This is a genomic window from Rossellomorea aquimaris (assembly GCF_003315075.1).
Classification (GTDB): Bacteria; Bacillota; Bacilli; order Bacillales; family Bacillaceae_B; genus Rossellomorea; species Rossellomorea aquimaris_C.
Genome location: NZ_QNRJ01000008.1, coordinates 86,800 through 108,016, shown reverse-complemented (window position 1 = coordinate 108,016; position 21,217 = coordinate 86,800). Strand labels below are relative to the sequence as shown.

Below are 21,217 nucleotides of genomic sequence, written 5' to 3'. Positions count from 1 at the left end.
GCCTTAAGTCATTCATCCGCCACAAAGGAATCATGCACCCTCTTCCAGAACGGAAACGGACGGAAGCGGGCAAAACGGATTTTCTCATCAGCGACACGATATTGAATGCTCTTCACATCTTTATGAAGAAGGGATAGATGGTCGATGGTGATCAGAAAGTCCGGTCCATTCACAGGCTTTAGCATGCATGTATGATGTGCAGGTAAAATCAAAGGTGATCCGATGGTACGAAATACACGATTGTTGATGGAAGCCATCTCCGCAAATTGAATCGCTGGAAGAGACGGGTGAATGATTGCCCCGCCAAGCGCTTTATTGTAAGCCGTACTACCTGATGGAGTCGATAAGCAGAGTCCATCTCCTCTAAATCGTTCAAAATGCTGGCCCCTGATTTCCACGTCCATGACCAGGGTTCCTTCGACGCTTTTGACCGTCGATTCGTTTAACGCTAAGTAGCGGGTTTCTTTCCCTCCATGCTGATAGCGGATGATCGTTTCTAATAATGGGTATTCGATAATTTGATAAGGTGTCTTCGCTATGGCAATCACGAGCTTCTCGATCTCTTCCGGCACCCAATCGGCATAAAAGCCGAGATGTCCTGTATGAACACCTACAAATGCTGTCTTATCTAACCGGGATCTGTAGCGATGAAATGCATAAAGCAGCGTCCCATCTCCTCCAACCGATATGACGATATCCGGTTGATCATCATCATAAGTTAAATTAAAATCTTGGAGATAGGTCCTCATTTTGTGCATTAATGTATTGGACTTCGAATCACCTTTTGATGTAATAGCGAACTTCATTCGTGTACCCCCTTCAAGTCACTGCTAATTTTGTTAAGAGCTTTTCCCCCGTTGGTCCTTTTCCTTTTTGTTTGTAAATATGACTTGGGCTTCCTGAATTTCTTCACGAATCAAGCTCATTTCTTCATCCAGTCTGAATGCTGCTTCAGCAGCGCTTTGAATGCGAAGACGTACTTGCTCGGGAATCTGTCCACTGTACTTATAATTCAAAGAATGCTCTATCGTAGCCCAAAAATTCATCGAAAGTGTCCGGATTTGGATTTCTACCAGAATGTTTTTTTCTCCGTGAATCGTTTGTACCGGATAGTCAATGACAATATGATAGGAACGATACCCACTTTGTTTCTTATGGGTCACGTAATCTCTTTCTTCTATAATAGTAAAGTCATTCCGTCCACGAAGCTTTTCCACTACCACATGAATATCCTCCACGAATTGGCACATCATCCTCAGTCCGGCAATATCTTGCATTTCCGTTTCAATATTCGATAGCTTGATCCCTTTTTGATTGGCTTTATCAAGAATACTCGCGATTGGCTTTACTCTTCCAGTCACGAATTCAATGGGAGAATGTGTGTTATGAAGTTCATATTCTCCCCTCATCCCTTTAAGCTTAATCTTCAATTCGTCAACCGCTTGCTTGTAGGGAGCTAAAAATTGTTCCCAGTGATTCATTCTCCTCACCTCTACGTGACTACTTATCAAGAAATATGTTCTCTACCTTTTTAACCATTTCGTCACCGTAGTTCCCATTTCCTTCTATATTGGTCACAAGATAGTCAAGCTCTTCAATGAATTGATCCAACTCCAAAGAATAATCATCACTCTTTGCAATGACTGCACTCTTATTTAGAAGTGCTTTTTTCAATTCATCCCAGATCGACTCTTCAAGGTATAAGTATACATATTCCTCTTCATTTTCTGCTAAGTATACGAAAGCATAGCGATCGGAGTCTGCAATGATTTGACCAGCTGCCGTTGTCCCTTGCAGGAGTTCTGCTTGGTCGGTATGTAAGTATAATGTACCGTTTTCATATGTTGTGTGTTTAAATTGAACAATTTTCCTCATGCTTTTCTTCATCCTTCCATTAAACAATCAGTATCATTTTAACATAAGACAACCATTTCATCTAAACATTGAAGTTCTCTTTTATTAAAGAGATAATAGAAGAAGTATGCAAGGAAAGGATGCTTGTTATGGCACAGGAAATTGAAATAGAATTCAAGAATTTGGTGACACAAGATGAATTTACGAGATTAATTTCACATTTTCATATAAAAGATGAGGATTTCTCATCTCAAGACAATCACTATTTTGATACGCCGGACTATCAATTAAAGGGTAAACAATCTGCCTTAAGAATACGGGAGAAGAACGGGACTTACACGTTGACCTTAAAAACCCCTTTAGAAGAGGATCTACTAGAAACGAATCAAAGGTTAACAAAGGAAGAGTCTGAATCTCTTTTACATAAAGGGGCATTTCCTGAAGGAGAAGTGAAAGATGTTCTGATTTCCCTTCAAATCCCCACTGGGTCCCTACATTATTTCGGAACGCTGACGACAAGCCGGGCAGAAATAAACTATAAAGACGGGCTTCTGGTCTTCGATAAGAGTTCATATTTACAAAAGGAAGACTATGAGCTGGAATATGAAGTGAAAGAGCGTACATCAGGTGAAGCTATATTCCTGAACTTACTGGAGGAACTAAACATCCCACTTCGGGAGACGGATAACAAAATCAAACGTTTTTACCTGGAAAAATTAAAAAAGGATTGACGATTACCGATATAGTATATGAATAAAAGTCTTCCAGAAGAGGAGTTATACTCATGAATGTTCAGCAGTTGAGAACGATGATGGAGTTGCAAGCTCTAAACAGCTTGGGTTCAGTATCTTCTGTTCAGCAAAACACCGGCGGGTCCAGTGATCTATTTCAACAACTATTAAATCAGGCACTTCACACTAACCAGAACCATTTAAATATGAACCAAACATTAGGGGCCGTTAAAGAGGCACTGGAAACCAAAACAGCTTTCTCTGTTTCACCTCCTCCTGGACTTTCCGCTTTGAGCGAACCGAACCGGAATGCTCCCCAGGAGATCGATGAAATCATCTCACGGGCGGCCGATCACTATGGTATCCCCATAAAATTGATTCAAGCGGTGATTAAACAGGAGTCCAACTTCAACCCTAATGCAGTCAGTCATGCAGGTGCGACCGGGTTAATGCAGCTCATGCCCAGTACAGCAAAGGGGCTTGGCGTAAACAACATCTTTGACCCGGAAGAAAACGTATTCGCCGGAACGAAACACTTAAAGCAGATGCTCGATAAGTACAATGGGGACGTTAAACTGGCTCTGGCAGCCTATAACGCAGGTCCCGGAAATGTTGATAAATACAACGGCATCCCACCGTTTAAAGAAACCACTGCTTACGTAAAAAAAGTGACCGATCGCTATTTCACATGACCCCGCAAGCAGGCTGACCTCCACTTCCAGGTCAGCCTGCTTTTATTTGGGTCTTTTATAATGGATTGTTTCTAATAGATCAATTTTAAGTATTTTGTTAAAGCAAACCGATCCAAAGAAAGTTGATTGGAGCGGAAGGCGCTCGACTCCTGCGGGAATAGCGGGACAGGTGAGACCCCACAGGCGAAGCCGAGGAGGCTCACCGCACGCCCCGCGGAAAGCGAGCGCCTGAAGCGGAAATCAACTACTACTCGCTTATTGTAAAATATCAAACATATTAATCCGGATAGACTGTGCAAAAAAGGCTACACTAATTTTGAATAATAAGTTGATGTAAGGCTATTTGTTTGAGATATAAATAAATGCTTGCTAGAATAAACATACAATCTAAGTAAAAAGGAGTCATTCTTATGGTCGAGAAACCACAAATGCCTTATAATCTTATCGGCGAAAAGAAACTCTCCATGCTCGTTGAAGCTTTTTATAATAAAGTAGCGAATCATCCCGAGTTAGCACCAATATTCCCTGATGATTTAACCGAGACAGCTCGCAAACAAAAACAATTTCTAACTCAATATTTAGGTGGTCCTGCGCTTTACACCGAGGAGCATGGTCACCCCATGCTGCGCGCAAGGCATCTCCCATTTCCCATCACGGAGGAACGGGCGAAGGCTTGGTTAAGCTGTATGCATGAGGCAATGGATGAAGTCAATCTAGAGGGTCCAGTAAGAGATGACTTTTTTCACAGACTCGTATTAACCGCCCATCATATGGTGAATACAGAAACACCAAAGGGTAATAGCATTGACTAGAACAAATAGCTGGCATCACCTTAAAGGGTGTGGACATGATAAGAAACCACTGGAAATATATATGTTTATTGACCCTCTTTGCCCGGAATGTTGGGCTCTTGAACCAATCTTAAAGAAATTGCACATTGAATACGGACAATACTTTCGTATTCGTTACATTTTGAGCGGCCAGCTTGCCTCTTTAAACATAGCGACCAAACGTAAGCAGGAAGATTTAGCCCAGCAATGGGATAAAACAGCCAGCCGTTCGGGGATGTCATGCGACGGAAGCTTATGGATAGATAATCCAATTGATTCGCCTTATCTTGCTTCTTTCGCCATTAAAGCTGCCGAGCTTCAAGGAAAGCATTCGGGTATCCGGTTTCTAAGATTTTTACAGGAAAGGTTATTCTTACAGAAACAGGACATATCCAATATCGAGGTACTCAAGGAGTGTGCTCAAGCCGCCAAGCTTGATTTGAGTGAGTTCATGAACGATATCAATTCATCATCTGCGTCCAAAGCCTTTCAGTGTGATGTAAAGATCACATCTGAGATGGAAGTAGAAGAAATTCCTACATTGGTTTTCTTTAATGAAAATATTGAAGATGAAGGCTTAAAGATCACAGGATTGTATTCCTACGAGGTATACGTTCATATTATTGAAGAAATGCTAGGAGAGAAGCCTGATAAGCAACCACTGCCTCCACTGGATGTATTTATGAAATATTATCGTGTAGTGGCATCGAAGGAAATAGCCGTTGTCTATGATTTATCCATTGAAGAAGTAGAAAAGCAAATGAAGAAATGGACACTTCAGCAAAAAGTAAAGAGGCTCCCTGCAAAGCACGGAACTTTCTGGAAATATATAACCAATTAATTATTTCAATATATTAAAATAAGCCGATAAACAAGAAAAGCCGATGTTGTTTCCAACATCGGTTTTTCAATACGAACAAAGGGGATGGGAGAAATTTTTCACGGTCAAACAAAGGGGTATATGTTTGCTTGTGATCAACTTCACACTGATAATATATCACGCCCCCACTTGTATTGGCAAGTTGTTTGTATGGTATTTCACAATATTGTCAAAAACCATTCATGTTCCCCTCTTCTCCTTCATATACATGTGTATAAGACAACTTATCACCGGAGGGAAAAGATATGGCACTAAAAATAAAATACGGAATCCTCCTGCTGTTAATCCTGATCAGCTTCTTCATAAACATCCTCGGACTCATGCGCCTTGTTCCGATCTATATTACATCCCCAATCCTCTTTCTCTCACTCCTGCTCTTCTTCCACTCCCTCGGAACCCGCAATCGCTTCAAAGGATTCAAATCAATGAAATGAGGGACGGACCTTTCTTTCGAAAACTCCCTCCAAAAATAAACTCCCCTTAGACAGAATACTTTTCTAAGGGGAGTTTATTTTTAAACCAGTAGGTTCCTGATCTCTATCTACTGTAACTTTTCAAGCAGTTCTTCCATTTCATTTAACTTTTCTTCAAAGACTTTGCATGCGTCTTCTACCGGCTTGGAGGTTGTCATATCCACTCCTGCTTTTTTTAATACTTCAATCGGATAATCAGAGCTGCCCGCTTTCAGGAAATCAATGTAGCGTTCTACAGCCGGCTCTCCTTCTTCAAGGATTTGCTGACTGAGAGCGGTCGCAGCCGAGAAGCCCGTTGCATATTGATAAACATAGTAATTGTAGTAGAAGTGAGGGATTCGAGCCCATTCCAATCCAATCTCCTCATCAATCGAGATGTCCTCTCCAAAATACTTTTTATTCAATTCATAATATTCTTTTGTTAAGAATTCAGAAGTAAGAGCTTCCCCTTCTTGGGCTTTCTTATGAATGAGGTGTTCAAACTCAGCAAACATGGTTTGACGGAAAACGGTTCCCCTGAATCCTTCCAGGTAATGATTTAATAGGTACAGACGCTTTTTCTCGTCATCAATTGTATTTAATAGATAATCATTCAATAATGCTTCATTACATGTAGAAGCCACCTCGGCAACAAAGATGGAGTAATGGCCGTACGTGTACGGCTGAGCACTGCGCGTATAATAGCTGTGAACACTATGGCCGAACTCATGAGCCAGTGTAAATAGATTGTTCACATTATCCTGCCAGTTCATGAGGATATAAGGATTGGTGCCGTATGCTCCTGAAGAGTATGCACCACTTCTTTTTCCTTTGTTCTCGACAACATCCACCCAACGGTTATCAAAGCCTTCTTTCAGGACATTGGCATATTCTTCTCCTAAAGGCTTTAAGCCATCCAGGATCATGTTCTGTGCTTCATCATAGCTGATGTCCATCTTGACTTCCTTCACTAACGGTGTATATAAGTCATACATATGAACTTCATCCAAGCCTAATACTTTCTTGCGAAGCTTTACATAGCGTTGCAGCAAATGAAGGTTCTTATTGACCGTATCAACCAGGTTATCATACACCTGTTCAGGAATATTGTTATTTGATAATGCCGCATGTCTTGCTGAATCGTAATGTCTTACGTTTGCGACGAAATTATCTTTCTTTACTGCGCCACTTAATGTAGAGGCAAACGTATTTTCGAATTTGCCGTAGGTTTCATACACCTTTTTAAACGATTCTTCCCGTACGCGTCGATCACTGCTCTCCAGGAATCGAATGAAACGGCCATGTGTGATGTCTACTTCTTCCCCGTTTTCATCTTTAATGCTCGGAAACTCCAAGTCTGCATTGTTCAGCATACCAAACGTGTTACTCGCCGCACTGAACACTTCGGAAGCTTGAGCAAGTAATGCTTCTTCCTCCGCTGATAGAACATGCGGACGCTGGAGATTAATTTCTTCTAAAGCATGCTTGTATTTCTTCAGCTCTTCTTTTTCGTCAAGAAACCCTTGAAGCTTACTTTCCTCAATCGAAAGGACTTCAGGTACTAAGTAGGCAAATTTACTCCCTAACTGTGTATAAAGACTTTTGGCACGGTCATCGAGTCCTTGATAGTATGAATTGGTTGTGTCCTGGTCATAGCGCATATGAGAATATGTATAAACCCTACCCATACGTTCCATAATTTCATCTTGGAAGGCAAATGCTTTATAAAGCTGATCTGCACTCTCGCCTAATGTTCCTTTAAACTCTTCAGCTTTACCCGTTAACTCTTTAATTGCTTTGTATTCTTTTTCCCACGCTTCATCACTTTCAAAAATATCTTCCAATCTCCATGTTAACTTCTCCTCTACCTCTTTCCTGCCAGGCAGACTTTTCGTAGCTGTATCTTTTGACATATACATCCTCCATTCTGAAATCTACAGAAAATTCCTTATAGTTACATTCTCTCTTATCTAAGATTTTCCTGCAACAAAACAATCTTTATTAGACCTTTTTTAATATATGCTTCCATTTAGGAAAAAAATCATGCTGATGCTGTTCGAAACCCGGAAAGTTGTCTGGACAATTCCACGCCTCCAAGAGCTGATATTGCCCACCGTCCATCCTTCTGACCACCTGCATATCCTTCAATAGAGCCAAATAACTCTTTACTATTTCCTTTAGCAGTTGGTCTCCCCCTACAAAAGGAAGCGCACGGAATTCTAAATATCCTCTATCCATCCTTCTTTTAATTACCTTAACGACTTTTTCCTCTGAAATAAATCGATCCTTCTTCAGACAATCTTTCCATATATAGTATTGCCACTCGATCGCATGATTCTTAAAATGGAGTCCATGAGGGAATACAGGCATTCCAACAAACAAAGGTAAATATAAAAATGTATCCCCTTCTCTATACACTTCCCGTAAAAATAAATCGCTTTTTGCTTTATTGTAATGGAGTTTGTTATAGATCCACTTCATTCGGTATTGATTCCAGTTTTTTAATAGATATGGGTGATTGACTGTAGAATGTGGGATGGATAAAGGAAGAGTGAATTGCTCAATAGGGATTTTGACAGGTGTTGCACTAATAAAAGCTGAGACTGAAACAGGTATGAGATGAGTAAATAGTGTAAAGCTTCTATCTTCAGGAGAAAAATGGAGAAGAAAATGATGGATATGGGGTGAGTACCGGATAAATGCTTGCTGAAAGGATGGTAAATGCAGCAATCCCTTTTGTTTTACTGTCACCGGTTGGGTAAGCATCCAAAACGGAGTGATGTTCTGACTGTGATATCCCCCAGTTCTGGAAAGGATGTCGGGAATGGGAATGGAAGAACATTGAATCTCAATGGCAATTTTTTTAGATTCCGTTTTTACATAAATATCAGCGATTTGCTGAAGCTCTTTTACATAATACTCAACACTCACCTCCGTATAATGTTCTCGTAACCTTTCATATAGCAGTTGCTTACTAAGTAGATGCCGCGGTGACTCATGCTGCTTTCCGATCGCACACTGGAACTGTGAATGATGAGCAAAATGTGGAACGTTTTGGTTTCCGATGCGAAGGTTCAATTCGGATGAACAATGAGGACAGAGAAATATTGGACGCTTACTTCGCAGATTCTTTAATTCCTCTCTTGTATAATGGATGGTTGAAAACACTTTCTCTCTAAATAATGCTGTTAACATAGAACACCTCCTTCAATAATCATTCGCCAAAAATCGTGAAAATCCTTCAAAAAAAACCTTCAAGCAAAAAATCACTTGAAGGCTTCATCTTATAATAGAGGTGACATTAAGCGTGAAGTGGATTCCAATAATCGATAGCCAAGATGTCTCTTTTGAAACTCTTCCAGCTGCAGTTCTTCTGCCTCTTCTAAGTCATGTAAATATTCTTTCACAAGAGAGTCGGTACTTTCTGTTTTATATAGAAATGCATTGACTTCAAAGTTTAAATGAAAACTTCTCATATCCATATTTGATGTCCCGATCGATGCCATTTCTTCATCGACAATGACAATCTTACTATGCATAAAGCCCTTTTGATATTCAAAGATTCGGGCACCTGCTTCGAGAAGATCGGGGAAATAAGATCGTGAAGCGTGAAATACAATTCGTTTATCAGGCTTATGAGGAACCAATAGCCTTACATCCACACCACTCAAAGCAGCAATTTTAAGTGCTGAGAAAATATCTTCATCCGGTATGAAATATGGCGATGCAACCCATACGCTTTTTCTTGCAGAAGTGATCATCGAGAAAAAGATATTCTTCAAAACGCTCAACTCATTATCAGGTCCACCTGCAATCATTTGAACCCCACCATCGTTTGCATTTTCCAATGGATCAGGGCTTAAATACCCTGGAGTAAGGAAATCGTCATTCGTCATATAATACCAATCTTGAAGAAAGATGAGCTGCAGCGTGCGCACCGCTTCACCTCTTACAAATAGGTGGGTATCCCTCCAGAAACCAAAATGAGGATTTTTACCTAAGTACTCATCTCCAATATTAAGTCCCCCGACAAATCCAATACTTCCATCAATGACGATGATCTTGCGATGATTTCGAAAGTTAAACTTATTATTGAGAACAGGAATTTTGACGGGACCAAAGGGAATCACTTCAATCCCTGCATCTTTTAATTCAGTTATATAATCCTTTGACAATTGCCATGCCCCAACGGCGTCATAAAGAAAGCGGATTTTCACCCCATTATTGGCTCGTTCAATAAGGATATCTTTAATCTGATTTCCAATATCATCATGACGGACAATATAATATTCCATATGAATGTGATGCTTGGCCGTTTTCAACCATCTGAGGATTTCTCCAAATGTCTCGTTACCATTGGTTAAAAGCTTCGTTTCACTGGAAAAAGAAATGGCACTGTTTCCTATCCGCTGAGCAAGCTGGAAGTGCTTTTCCTGAAACAAGCCAAACATTTCAGCATTCATTTCCTTGGGACCTGGCTCAAATTTATTGTAGGTTTCCTTGTCCAATATGTACTTCTTCTTATACATTTTCTCTTTCCGATAGTTTCGGCCAAACAATAAATAGAAGATAAAACCAAGGAATGGGAAAGCACCTAAAACAACTAACCACGTTAATGTTTGAGTGGGGTGACGATTCTCAAAGAAGATAAGAAAACCTATCACAATGACAGAGAAAGTAAAAACCAGACTAATATATTTGACCATACCTGAAAGGTACTGATCAAAATAAAAAATATAACTTAACACGAGAACAGCAATAAATAAGAGGACCCTCACTGTATTTTTCATACCTCTAACACCTTCCACTGGCTTAATGATGCTAAATAAAAAAAATACCGATTTCTAAATGAAACCGGTATGATCCTTAAGAAAAATGTTCACTTAATGTCCCAAACACATGTTCATTAATGACTACTTTTCCGTACTCTTCCAGGCGATGAACGGTCATTCGTGACTCATCCGCATATTCAAGTAGTATACTTAACATATTCTCGATATCTTCTTCCGAGAAGTGCTCTTCTGAAAATTTAACGTAAATATAATATTTATTTTCGAATGCAAGCAGCTTTGTCTCCAAATGATCTAAAGACATGTCTTTCATCCGATGTGATAAAGAAATCGCATCTTCGAAATCATTGAACTTCAAAGTGAAATCCAGTGCCACTTCTGCTTCCCCATCTTGATCCTGCTTGATTTGGAAATGCTGATCCAGAAGCTCCTCTATCCGCTCATCTACAGGAAGTTCTTTAAGTTTATCCTCTGGAATAGGCAACTCAAATCTCTGACCATCCTTTGAAACCTGAGCTCTTGTAACCAGTACTTCAAGCCCTTTATCTAACGCTTGAACTTGAATCCATAGCGGTCCTTCAATTCCGAAATCTTCTTCTTGATGAACTTCATCCATCATTTCCCAGAAGAGTTCTTCACTTCTTTCACGATTATACCAGATCTCCTCGCGGTCAAAGCCGCGATCTTCTATATCTCCGTAAGATATATAGAACTTGACCGTATTTTCATTAATGCGTTCGATTTCCAATTAACACCTCTCCCTTCTTGCATGATGTTGGTGAAGGGACTACACCCTCTGAGCAATTTTGCTCGATTGCTGGTGAAGATAGAAGATACATTTAGGTTAGTTTGTACCTTGTACTCCTATTTTATGATATAAACACTGAAAATGGAATAAAAATAACACCCATTTTTTTCTTCACAAATCCCACTATTTAACGTGTTTTTGACATTTTAGCGAATATTTGCAGAAAATTCAAGTGTTAATACTTATACTAATATAAAAGGGGTTGACCCGAAAGGATACGCAACGTTCCTTAAAGGGTCAGCCCCTTTTTCCTTATATATTCTCAAACATTAATAATATGATGAGAATGTAAGAATACTCTAGTTTACCATTCTTTGAGCTTCTAGAAGTTGGAACGTACGAACCTTTCTCGGTAGGAATCGTCTGATTTCATCTTCATTGTATCCTACCTGAAGACGCTTCTCATCCAAGATGATTGGACGTCTTAAAAGACCTGGATTTTTCTGGATAAGCTCGAACAGTTCTTGAAGTGGTAAAGTTTCTAAATCTACATTAAGCTTTTGGAATGTTTTAGAACGGGTTGAAATGATTTCATCCGTTCCGTCCTCAGTCATACGCAGGATTTCCTTAATTTCATCAATGCTTAATGGCTCAGAGAATACGTTACGCTCTGTATATGGAATCTCATGCTCTTCTAACCAAGCTTTTGCCTTACGACAAGATGTACAACTAGGTGAAGTGAATAATGTAACCACGAATCATTCACACTCCCTTAAGGAATTTTTTTATTATATAGAGTATTTCATTTTAAACATCGTCTGTTAATTAAAATAAGTTTAAATAAGAAATCTCTATTATGTATTATACATGAATTACTGTCCCTTGAACATAGTTTTAACCAATTTGTCAAATTTCCTATACATAGGTTTAACATACGCTATATGATCTCTTTCTACTATGGCTTTACCCGGTTCAAAAAGAGCCTAAACATGTTATAGAACATTTTCATTTAGAAAACCTTATTGCGAATGGACAATAAGGTTCTTTTGGTTTAGAGATTTTTCAGTACATCTCCATCACGGTCTTTGTCCTTTTTCAAGACCTCTTCAACCGGCTGGTAAGACGCACCATAAAACTTCTTATCATTATAGGTGTGGATTAATTCATATGTTTTCTTCATAGAATTGAATATCAGATCTTCTGATTCGTTGTTTGGAGCCCAATAAAGGATTTCCATTTCATTGATTTCATTTGTAGCGAGGGATCTACGTGCATAACCGATACTGACAGCATGTTCGAATCCTTCACGCTTGTAGAACTTTAAACGCTTTTCCGTGTCAGTGTCATCATAATCCACCGGCTCTACTTCTAAAATAATCGCTTTGTTCTTTTCTTTTAACTTCTCGAGCAGCTTATGACCCAATCCTTGCCCGCGGGCATCCTTTGAGACAAAAAGATAATCGATAAAGATAAAATCATCAAGTTCGGCATACATAAGTACGTGGTATTGCCCCTCATCTTTATGATAGATGTCGCTTCTTTCTTTGAGTAATGACTCAAGATGTTCTTTTGATTTCATTTCCTCTACCGGGAAATACTGATTTAACTTTTCATACCAATGCATGGATCTACTCCTTTAAAAGAATTTTGGGTGACATTGACTAACGGGATACAATTATTTTTCTCAGAAAAAAAATGTTTATGTTAGATGTTAGTCTCATCCGTGGGATGAAAATACGGAATCACAGGCTTGAAACACCTATGAAGAGGGTAATGTGGTTGAAAGCGGTTAATCTTACCAATACTTTAATGATAACAATGTTTGAGTATTTTTTCAAATCGAAAAGCCCCATTAAGAAAGACCGGCCTGGAACTTCCCAGGCCGGTCTTTTCAATCAAGGTGTATAGTCTACACCTTCTGTATACGTATTACCGGCATCCCATAAAAGGAATTCTTTAATACCTTGATCATTCAATGCTTTAATCTGTGCTTCAACTTCTGCTTTTCCGTAGGCCTTATAGTTTCCACTTCCTAACCAGGAGGCAGTGAAATCCTGCAGCCATGGTCTTGAAATAGGCGGGTTATCTAATTCTGCCAACTTGGAATTTTCAAGCTTGGCATATTCAGAAACCAATTCATAAGGTTGTAAATCAGGCTTTGCGATTCCAAAGTACGGAGTCCAGTGACTTGGATAAATCATGGATGAAATCACATCGACGTTTTCAGATATCTTAGAGAAGTTCTGCCCTATCCCGGGTGCCTCTGGAAGCGTTGCCGTATACCCGAAAATGTCCACAGAAACCTTAACTCCATACGGCTCAAGTTTTTCATGGGCGTACTCTACAAAGTCTGTTACTGCCTGCACACGCTTTTGTACATTATCTGTGTCTTGCTCCGCATATTCTCCACCGTTATATAGTAGTTCATCGTCCCGTTTTTCAAAGCCTTCAGGGAAACGGACATAATCAAACTGGATTTCCTGGAATCCCATTTTGGCGGCTTCAATGGCAATGCCCACATTATAATCCCACACTTCTTTCAGGAATGGGTTCACAAAGGATTCCCCTCTGCCATTTTTCCATACCTGACCTCCATCTTTAAAGGAAAGCTCGGGTTTCTCATTCGCCAATACCGTATCTTTGAATACCACAACCCTTGCGATCGGATAAATCTGTTTTTCTTCGAGTGTCTTTAATATCGCTTTAGGATCTTTGATATAAGGCTTACCTACTTTAGCGTATGGAGAAGATTCATCGGGTTCGTATGTAACATATCCGTGATCATCTTTAATATCAATAACCATGGCATTTAAGTCCGTATCATCCATTAGTTTCGTTAAGCTTTCAAATCTCGCTCCACCTGCAGAATGACCGGTAACATAAACCCCTCTAACCGCATCAGGGTATTCAAATTTAAAGCCGGAATCATATGCAAATCTTGGGGCGGGACTTGCGATTTCTTTCTTACTTAAAGAAAGACTTCTCTTCTCGTGGGCAGCCGTCCCTTCTCCTTCAGCACTCGCTGTTTGGAACGGCAATGCGCACATTGTGACTAAACATAAGGATGTCGCTACCTTACTCCATTTCAAAATAAACCTCTCCTCTATTAAATAAGCTATCTAGTAAAATATGTAACACCTTATACTATTCTAACAAGGAAATAACTTGAAAGAAAAGGGGTATTACTCCTAAACTGTCGAAATTTCCAAGGAAATTAAATATCTTCATTATATAGTATGATTTTCATGTTAAAAAAGAATAAAACTGCCCTTCAATAAAAAAAGCTCCCCTCATTAAAGGGAGCTTTTGTAAAATGTTCAGCTTTTGTACTGAGCTTTATACTGCGCAAACTCTTTCTCTGAGCAATACACGAAATGGCCAGGCGCCACTTCTCGCATTTCAAGATTATCATCCTCTGTATAATTGTGAACAGAAGGATTATATTCTTTTCTTCTGCGTGTGCGCTCATACTCTGGATCCGGTAACGGAATCGCTGATAATAGAGATTGCGTATAAGGATGTAGCGGGTTCTTGTAAAGGGCCTCACTTGGTGCCAACTCGACTAACTTACCAAAATACATAACCCCGATGCGATCACTGATGTATTTTACCATGGAAAGATCATGGGCGATAAATAAGTACGTTAACCCTTTCTCTTTCTGAAGCTCTTGCATAAGATTAACTACCTGTGCCTGAATCGAAACGTCAAGAGCCGAAATTGGCTCATCGGCAATGATGAAGTCCGGATCTACTGCCAGGGCACGGGCAATCCCGATACGCTGACGCTGACCGCCGGAGAATTCATGTGGATAACGACCGGCATGCTCTTTATTCAAACCAACCGTCTCAAGCAGATCATGAACTCTTTTAATGCGTTCTTCTTTGGAAGAAGCCAGTCCATGAATGTCGATCCCTTCAGCAATGATATCAGCAACCTTCATACGGGGATTCAAACTTGCGTATGGATCCTGGAAGATCATTTGCATCTTACGGTTGAACTTCTTTAATTGTGAACGTGATTTCTTACCATGAACGTCCTCACCATTAAAGAGAACCTGGCCGTCTGTGGCATCATACAAACGAATGATCGTACGACCAGTCGTTGATTTACCGCAACCTGATTCACCAACCAGGCCAAGGGTTTCCCCTTTATAAATATCAAAACTGATATCATCAACAGCTTTCACCATATTCGGTTTTCCCGGGTTAAAGTACTGTTTTAAATTCTTAATTTCTAATAATTTCTCTGCCATTATGAACGAACCCCCTCAACAAGTACCGGCTCTTTATAATTAGAGGGCATTTGTCTATGTCTTAATTTCACGATTTCAGGCGGCTCTACTTTTGGAGCACTTGGATGCAATAACCAGGACTTCACATAATGAGTATCTGAAACCTGATAATATGGCGGCTCTTGTTCAAAATCTACTTTCAATGCATACTCACTGCGAAGAGCGAATGCATCCCCTTTAGGTGGATTTAATAAATCCGGAGGAGTCCCAGGAATGGCAACGAGCTCCTGCTCACCTTCTGTTTCAGTTGTCGGCATGGAGCCGATCAATCCCCACGTATATGGGTGGCGTGGATCGTAGAAAATTTCATCCACTGTGCCTGTTTCAACAATTTGTCCTCCATACATTACGGCTACACGATCAGCTACGTTCGCAACAACTCCAAGATCGTGAGTGATGAAAATGATGGAAGTTTCTATCTTTGTTTGTAAATCTTTCATCAATTCAAGGATCTGAGCCTGGATGGTAACATCCAATGCCGTCGTCGGCTCATCGGCAATCAGAATCTTCGGATTGCATGCAAGGGCGATTGCAATGACGACACGCTGACGCTGACCACCTGAGAATTGGTGAGGATATTGCTTAAAGCGTGTTTCAGGGCTAGGCAGGCCAACAAGTTTAAGTAACTCAATGGCACGTTTTTTCGCATCATTTTTACTCATATTCTGGTGCTTCACCAGTGGTTCCATGATCTGTTTACCTATAGTCATTGTAGGGTTCAGGGACGTCATCGGATCTTGGAAAATCATAGAAATATCTTTCCCACGGATTTTCTGCATATCCTTTTCCGGCAATTTCGCTAAATCTTTACCCTCAAATAACATTTCTCCACCCTTGATGAAGCCTGGAGGGTTAGGGATCAATCTCATGATCGCTTTCGTAGTAACCGATTTACCTGAACCGGATTCACCAACGATTGCCAGTGTTTCACCTTTATCTAAATGGAAATCTACACCTCGGACAGCCTGAACTTCTCCTCCATGCGTATTGAAGGAGACGTGTAGATCTTTCACTTCTAAAATTTTCGACATAATATTATCTCCCTTCCATTACTTACGCATTTTCGGATCTAGTGCATCACGCAGACCATCGGCCATTAAGTTAAAGCTTAAAATGACTAATGAAATAACAGCGGAAGGTACTAGCATCATATGCGGAAATGACTGGATTGATCTGTATCCTTCATTAACCAATGATCCCAGAGATGCTCTTGGAGGAGCGATCCCCAATCCGATAAAGCTTAAGAATGCTTCTGTGTAAATCGCAGCAGGAACTGTGAACATTGTAGTGATAATAACAGGTCCCATTACGTTTGGAAGCAAGTGTTTAAAGATTAAACGGTTGCTGGTTGCTCCTAAAGTACGGGAAGCAAGAACAAATTCCTGGTTCTTTAATTGAAGTACCTGCCCACGGACGATACGGGCCATGCCCGTCCAACCGGTTATAACCATGGCCATGGTGATGGAGAATATACCCGGCTCGAATATCAGGATAAAGAGGATAACAACAATTAAGTTTGGAATCCCTACAAGGATTTCGATGATACGCTGCATGATATCGTCGACTTTACCGCCGTAATAAGCAGAAATCCCACCATAAGAGATACCGATTATGAAATCGATAATGGCTGCTAATATACCAATGTAAAGAGATACACGCGTACCATTCCAAGTACGGGTCCACAGGTCACGGCCTAAGTCATCCGTACCAAACCAATAGGATTCTTTTATTTGTCTCGATTCATATACATCGAAACCATCTGCATCTTTTCCGTCAAATGGTAGCCAACTAATCCCTGAAAGCGCTTCAATTTTCGGTGGCAGCTTTGCATGACGGATATTTTGATCACTGAACTTATATTCGTTCATCATCGGCCCAAAAAGAGCAAAGAAGAAAATGATCGCGGTGATGATAATCCCGGCAATCGCACCTTTATTCTTACGTAAACGAATCCATGAGTCCTGCCAGAAATTCAAGCTCGGACGCGAAATTTTCTCTGACTCGTCTTCCCTAGCCTTTTGAGGTTGGAAGAGTTCTGGACTAAGTTGATCTAGTTTCTTTTTGTTTGCTTCCATTATTTCTTCCCTCCAGCTAAGCGAATACGTGGGTCGATAATTCCATAAAGAATATCTACCAAGAAGATTACACCAATAAATAAAGCACTAAAGAAGAGGGTAATCCCCATAATAACCGTGTAATCATTTGTATTGATCGATAGTACGAATTGTTCCCCTAAACCCGGGACTGCGAATATTCGTTCAACAACAAGAGATCCTGTCATTACACCAACAGTCATTGGCCCAAGAATCGTTACAATCGGGATTAAAGCATTTCTAACAGCATGCTTTACAACTGTAGATGTTTGGGAAATCCCCTTTGCCTTTGCAAGTAAAATATAATCGGAGTTTAATATTTCCAGCATTTCAGTACGCATGAAACGGGCAATGGTTGCCACTACAAACACCGTCAATGCTAAAGTTGGAAGAATAGTATGTTTGTATTCTCCCCATAATGCTACCGGGAGCCATTCAAGCTTAACCCCAACATAGTACTGCAGAAGTCCTGCGAATACGAAGGAAGGAATCGATATACCCAGTACAGCAAGGAATGTTGATCCATAATCTAACCATGTATTATGTTTGATTGCTGCAATAATTCCAATAAGTAACCCTAAGAATGTACCTAATACCATAGCTTGGAATCCAAGAAGTGCGGAAGGACCAATACGATCTCCAAGAATCTGTGTTACTGGACGATTGTCATATTGGAAGGACAACCCTAAATCACCTTTTGCCAACCCAACCATATAATTCACATATTGTTCTGGCAGCGGGTCATTCAGACCGTATTTCTCCAGGATGATTTGTTGTTGTTCCGGAGACAGCCTTTCTGTGTTTTGTAGTGGAGATCCAGGTAGGAGCTTCATCAGAAAGAAAGTGGCGGTTGCAATGATAAGCAAAGTGATGATCATATAGACGATACGTTGAATTGTATATCTGACCATTCTTTAGCCCCCCTTTTTTATCTTTTTTTTTCTACATTTTTATTATATCGGTAATCGACAAATTTTCAATATATTTTTACTTTTTTGATAATTTTCGACATTCACTGGAAAAGGAGAGCGTATGCTTCGCATACACTCTCCTCTGAAGGTTTGTTCATCGAGCTAAGAATTACTCAATGTAAGCCCATTTGTATGATGCATCTGCACCAAATGAGTGACGTAACAGACCTTTAACATATGGACGCTCTAAGAAAGCAGTTCCACGTTGGTACATCGGGCTGATCGCTTGATCTTCGAAAAGGATCTTTTCTGCGTCAACCATTGCTTGCCAACGAGCTTCCGGATCATCAAGAAGTTCACCTTTAGCTTGTTCGATTAACTTGTCATACTCAGGATTAGAGTAACCCATTTGGTTATGAGCACCATCCGTTACGAACATGTCAACAAATGTCATCGGATCTGGATAGTCAGGACCCCATCCGGCGAATGAAACATCATAATCACCTTTAGATTCTAACTCAAGCTTTTGCTTGAATGGTTGTGCTTTGATTGAAACAGTTAATCCTTCTAAGTTTTGCTCTAATTGTTCTTTTAGGAATTCACCGATTTTCTTAGAGCTGTCAGAGTCATAGTTTAGTAGTTCTAATTCAATAGAATCTTTACCTAACTCCTCTTTCGCTTTAGCCCAATGTTCTGCAGCTTTATCAGGATCGAAACCACCGAAATCACCTACAGCTTCACGATACTCAGTACCGTCCGGACCTGAAACGAAATCTTTTGGAACTAAGAAGTAGGCAGGAATAGATCCATTGTTAAGTAGAACGTCAACCATGCCTTTCTTGTCATAAGCTGCATCAAATGCTTTACGGGCATTTACATTAGCCATAACTTCATTCTTTTGGTTTAAACGAAGGAAGAATACCGCAGTATCAGCCTTTGTTTTGAAGTTTTCATCTGATTTGTATTTGTCAACGAATTCAGCAGAAAGACCAGCGATATCCGCTTTTTCTGTTTCGTATAAGTTAACTCCAGTAGCAGTATCTTTAACGATGTTAAAGTTTACTTCTTTTAACTTAACAGTTTCTGCATCCCAGTAACTGTCGTTCTTCGTTAATTTGAAGCTTTGCTCATGCTTCCACTCAGAAAGTGTGAATGGACCATTGTAAACGGCAGTGTCAGCTTCAAGACCGAATTTATCGCCTTTTTCTTCAACGAACTTCTGGTTTTGAGGATAGAAAGTTGCGAAAGAAAGTAAAGCTTTGAAGTAAGGTACAGCTGTTTCAAGCTGAACTTCTAATGTTTTTTCATCAACCGCTTTAACACCTAATTCTTCAACTGGAACTTCACCAGCATTTACCTTTGCAGCGTTTTTGATATCGTACATGATGTACGCATACTCTGCACCAGTGTCAGGGTTTAAAGCTTTTTGCCAAGCATAAACGAAGTCGTTAGCAGTAACTGCATCTCCGTTTGACCATTTAGCATCACGAAGTTTGAACGTGTATGTTTTACCATCTTCACTGATTTTTGGTTCTTCTGCAGCCATACCAAGTACAGCCTCATCATTTTCACCTAAACGGTAAAGACCTTCAAATACGTTGTTCATGACTTTAAATGATACAGAGTCAGTTGCTAGAGTAGAGTCCATTGATGGGATCTCAGAACTCTCAAGTAAGTTAAGTACCTGTTCTTTCTTTTCAGCGGACTCGCCGCCTTCGCCAGATGCTCCTTCATTGCCCTCAGTTTTCTTGTCGCCGCCACAAGCAGCCAAGAACGTACTTAGAGCCAGAAGAAGAACTAGCAAGAATGAAAACTTTTTCTTCATCTTGAAATTGACCTCCTCGTAAATCTCATATTTATTTATCTTCTAATTTTCAGAAGATTTGTTACTTATTATACATGATAGAGAAATTATTGCAATATGAATTTAACAGTTTTTTTGCAAAATTATCAGATTAGTAGGTATATTGGCGCCAAAACGTTGGTATCAATGGGTTTCAGTTAAACATTTTAGAGAGTTTGTCCCATTACAATTGTTACAAATGTAAATTCTTAAGCATATAATGTATGGATATTAAGGGTGTCATGTAACAATCATTGTCTCTATTTCTGTTATAAATATAAATACACAAGACTAAATATAAAAAATAGAATACATACTTTATTCTATTCATATTTTTATGATTTTACTGATGTTTCAATTGAGTTCCTTATGCGGATTTATGTTATCCCTTCCCATACAAGTCATGTTGGCTTGAATATATATGAATGATTGAAATCTTCTAAGGGCTTCATGTATACTTTTGATAAAAACATCTTAAGGAGAACTATGAAACGATTAAATTATTTATACCTACTTACCCTGCTGTTCTTCATCATCGCCATCTTCACTGCTATATTTCAGGGGAAAAACATCTTTCTCTCTATTATAGATAGCTTGTTTATTATCGGAATAACGTATGTTGCTGCAGGTTCCCTCCTATATATATTTCAGAAAGGATTTTTCAATGGCATCGTGTATGCCCTTAAGAGATTCCGAAACAGCACGAAACAAGGAAAGTACATTTCCCAGTTTGACGATCTGGACGATACGAAGGAAGCCCATGAGGAATACGGAGTCAAGCGGTCTTTTTCCATTACCAGGTCAGTTCTGATCATCGGCTCCATCACCCTGTTTCTTTCCATCGCTTTGTCCTATCTGTTGTACACTTGATTTACCCTATTATTTTTCATATAATAAAAATATATAATGAATGATAGTAAAGAGCGTAGATGAAGAGTAGTACTTTTCCATATGATTTATAGAGAGCTTGTGGCTGGTGGAAACAAGCATTCATTGGATAGGGAATGGACTTCTGAGCTTTATTTGTGAAATGTAGTAGCATATAACGGATTAACCTCACGTTAAAGGGGTTCCATGTTCGTCATGGACTAAGCTGACTCA

At 39.8% G+C, this 21,217-nt stretch carries 21 protein-coding genes and 1 other annotated feature (1 of these 22 cut by a window edge); of the genes, 6 read left to right on the top strand and 15 right to left on the bottom strand.

The window, feature by feature from the left end; genetic code table 11:
• Nucleotides 1–8 precede the first annotated feature (8 nt).
• From DET59_RS12390 to DET59_RS12380, 3 genes are read right to left on the bottom strand one after another with little or no spacing between them, the layout of a single operon-like run.
• Complete coding sequence (locus tag DET59_RS12390; RefSeq protein WP_113969969.1) at nt 9–806, bottom strand: NAD kinase; 798 nt, start codon at nt 804–806, stop codon at nt 9–11.
• Between the two features lie 33 nt (nt 807–839).
• Complete coding sequence (yjbM, locus tag DET59_RS12385; protein ID WP_113969968.1) at nt 840–1,481, bottom strand: GTP diphosphokinase; 642 nt, start codon at nt 1,479–1,481, stop codon at nt 840–842.
• Between the two features lie 19 nt (nt 1,482–1,500).
• Complete coding sequence (locus DET59_RS12380; protein ID WP_113969967.1) at nt 1,501–1,875, bottom strand: UPF0738 family protein; 375 nt, start codon at nt 1,873–1,875, stop codon at nt 1,501–1,503.
• Nucleotides 1,876–2,003: 128 nt separating this feature from the next.
• On the opposite strand from DET59_RS12380, the gene DET59_RS12375 reads away from it, so the two are divergent.
• The 5 genes from DET59_RS12375 (at nt 2,004) to DET59_RS12355 (ending at nt 5,421) form a co-directional block, all read left to right on the top strand.
• Nucleotides 2,004–2,585 carry a CYTH domain-containing protein gene (locus DET59_RS12375; RefSeq protein WP_113969966.1) on the top strand — a complete coding sequence of 194 codons (582 nt, stop codon included), beginning with the start codon at nt 2,004–2,006 and terminating at the stop codon, nt 2,583–2,585.
• A 53-nt stretch (nt 2,586–2,638) separates the two neighbouring features.
• On the top strand, nt 2,639–3,277 hold the full coding sequence (locus tag DET59_RS12370) for a lytic transglycosylase domain-containing protein (RefSeq protein ID WP_113969965.1): 639 nt from the start codon (nt 2,639–2,641) through the stop codon (nt 3,275–3,277).
• Nucleotides 3,278–3,687: 410 nt separating this feature from the next.
• A complete protein-coding gene (locus DET59_RS12365) occupies nt 3,688–4,089 on the top strand; it encodes a globin domain-containing protein (protein ID WP_113969964.1) in 402 nt (133 codons plus the stop codon).
• The gene (locus DET59_RS12360; protein ID WP_258549657.1) at nt 4,082–4,948 is read left to right on the top strand and encodes a ClpXP adapter SpxH family protein; all 867 of its coding nucleotides are present in this window, start codon (nt 4,082–4,084) and stop codon (nt 4,946–4,948) included. The genes DET59_RS12365 and DET59_RS12360 overlap by 8 nt, the downstream gene beginning before the upstream one ends.
• A gap of 284 nt (nt 4,949–5,232) precedes the next feature.
• Nucleotides 5,233–5,421, top strand: coding sequence for a hypothetical protein (locus tag DET59_RS12355; RefSeq protein ID WP_113969963.1), 189 nt, complete (start codon nt 5,233–5,235; stop codon nt 5,419–5,421).
• 107 nt (nt 5,422–5,528) lie between these two features.
• On the opposite strand, the gene pepF is transcribed toward DET59_RS12355, so the two are convergent.
• The 12 genes from pepF to DET59_RS12290 form a co-directional block, all read right to left on the bottom strand.
• Nucleotides 5,529–7,352, bottom strand: coding sequence for an oligoendopeptidase F (pepF, locus tag DET59_RS12350; RefSeq protein WP_113969962.1), 1,824 nt, complete (start codon nt 7,350–7,352; stop codon nt 5,529–5,531).
• Between the two features lie 88 nt (nt 7,353–7,440).
• Nucleotides 7,441–8,634: a competence protein CoiA gene (locus DET59_RS12345; protein WP_113969961.1), complete on the bottom strand. Its 1,194-nt coding sequence runs from the start codon at nt 8,632–8,634 to the stop codon at nt 7,441–7,443.
• An 89-nt stretch (nt 8,635–8,723) separates the two neighbouring features.
• Nucleotides 8,724–10,229 (bottom strand): cardiolipin synthase, encoded by a 1,506-nt coding sequence (cls, locus tag DET59_RS12340; protein ID WP_113969960.1) that lies wholly within the window; start codon nt 10,227–10,229, stop codon nt 8,724–8,726.
• Nucleotides 10,230–10,305: 76 nt separating this feature from the next.
• Nucleotides 10,306–10,977 carry an adaptor protein MecA gene (mecA, locus tag DET59_RS12335; RefSeq protein WP_113969959.1) on the bottom strand — a complete coding sequence of 224 codons (672 nt, stop codon included), beginning with the start codon at nt 10,975–10,977 and terminating at the stop codon, nt 10,306–10,308.
• 359 nt (nt 10,978–11,336) lie between these two features.
• Nucleotides 11,337–11,732 (bottom strand): transcriptional regulator SpxA, encoded by a 396-nt coding sequence (spxA, locus tag DET59_RS12330; protein ID WP_032089161.1) that lies wholly within the window; start codon nt 11,730–11,732, stop codon nt 11,337–11,339.
• 296 nt (nt 11,733–12,028) lie between these two features.
• Nucleotides 12,029–12,601, bottom strand: coding sequence for a GNAT family N-acetyltransferase (locus DET59_RS12325; RefSeq protein ID WP_113969958.1), 573 nt, complete (start codon nt 12,599–12,601; stop codon nt 12,029–12,031).
• A gap of 271 nt (nt 12,602–12,872) precedes the next feature.
• Entirely contained in the window at nt 12,873–14,069 is a 1,197-nt protein-coding gene (locus DET59_RS12315) for a putative glycoside hydrolase (protein WP_397540940.1), read from the bottom strand.
• Nucleotides 14,070–14,294: 225 nt separating this feature from the next.
• Nucleotides 14,295–15,230, bottom strand: a complete 936-nt coding sequence (locus tag DET59_RS12310) for an ABC transporter ATP-binding protein (RefSeq protein ID WP_113969956.1) — start codon at nt 15,228–15,230, stop codon at nt 14,295–14,297.
• Nucleotides 15,230–16,300 carry an ABC transporter ATP-binding protein gene (locus DET59_RS12305; protein WP_113969955.1) on the bottom strand — a complete coding sequence of 357 codons (1,071 nt, stop codon included), beginning with the start codon at nt 16,298–16,300 and terminating at the stop codon, nt 15,230–15,232. Before DET59_RS12305 ends, DET59_RS12310 begins: the two co-directional genes overlap by 1 nt.
• Before the next feature lie 18 nt (nt 16,301–16,318).
• Nucleotides 16,319–17,344, bottom strand: coding sequence for an oligopeptide ABC transporter permease (gene opp3C, locus DET59_RS12300; RefSeq protein ID WP_113969954.1), 1,026 nt, complete (start codon nt 17,342–17,344; stop codon nt 16,319–16,321).
• Complete coding sequence (gene opp3b / locus DET59_RS12295; RefSeq protein ID WP_113969953.1) at nt 17,344–18,273, bottom strand: oligopeptide ABC transporter permease; 930 nt, start codon at nt 18,271–18,273, stop codon at nt 17,344–17,346. Before opp3b ends, opp3C begins: the two co-directional genes overlap by 1 nt.
• A 169-nt stretch (nt 18,274–18,442) precedes the next feature.
• A complete protein-coding gene (locus DET59_RS12290; protein WP_113969952.1) occupies nt 18,443–20,098 on the bottom strand; it encodes a peptide ABC transporter substrate-binding protein in 1,656 nt (551 codons plus the stop codon).
• A 504-nt stretch (nt 20,099–20,602) separates the two neighbouring features.
• Here DET59_RS12290 and DET59_RS12285 point away from each other — a divergent pair.
• Nucleotides 20,603–20,986, top strand: a complete 384-nt coding sequence (locus DET59_RS12285) for a DUF3899 domain-containing protein (RefSeq protein WP_181778138.1) — start codon at nt 20,603–20,605, stop codon at nt 20,984–20,986.
• Nucleotides 20,987–21,033: 47 nt separating this feature from the next.
• Nucleotides 21,034–21,217 (top strand) — a binding site (T-box leader); it runs 49 nt beyond the window's last position.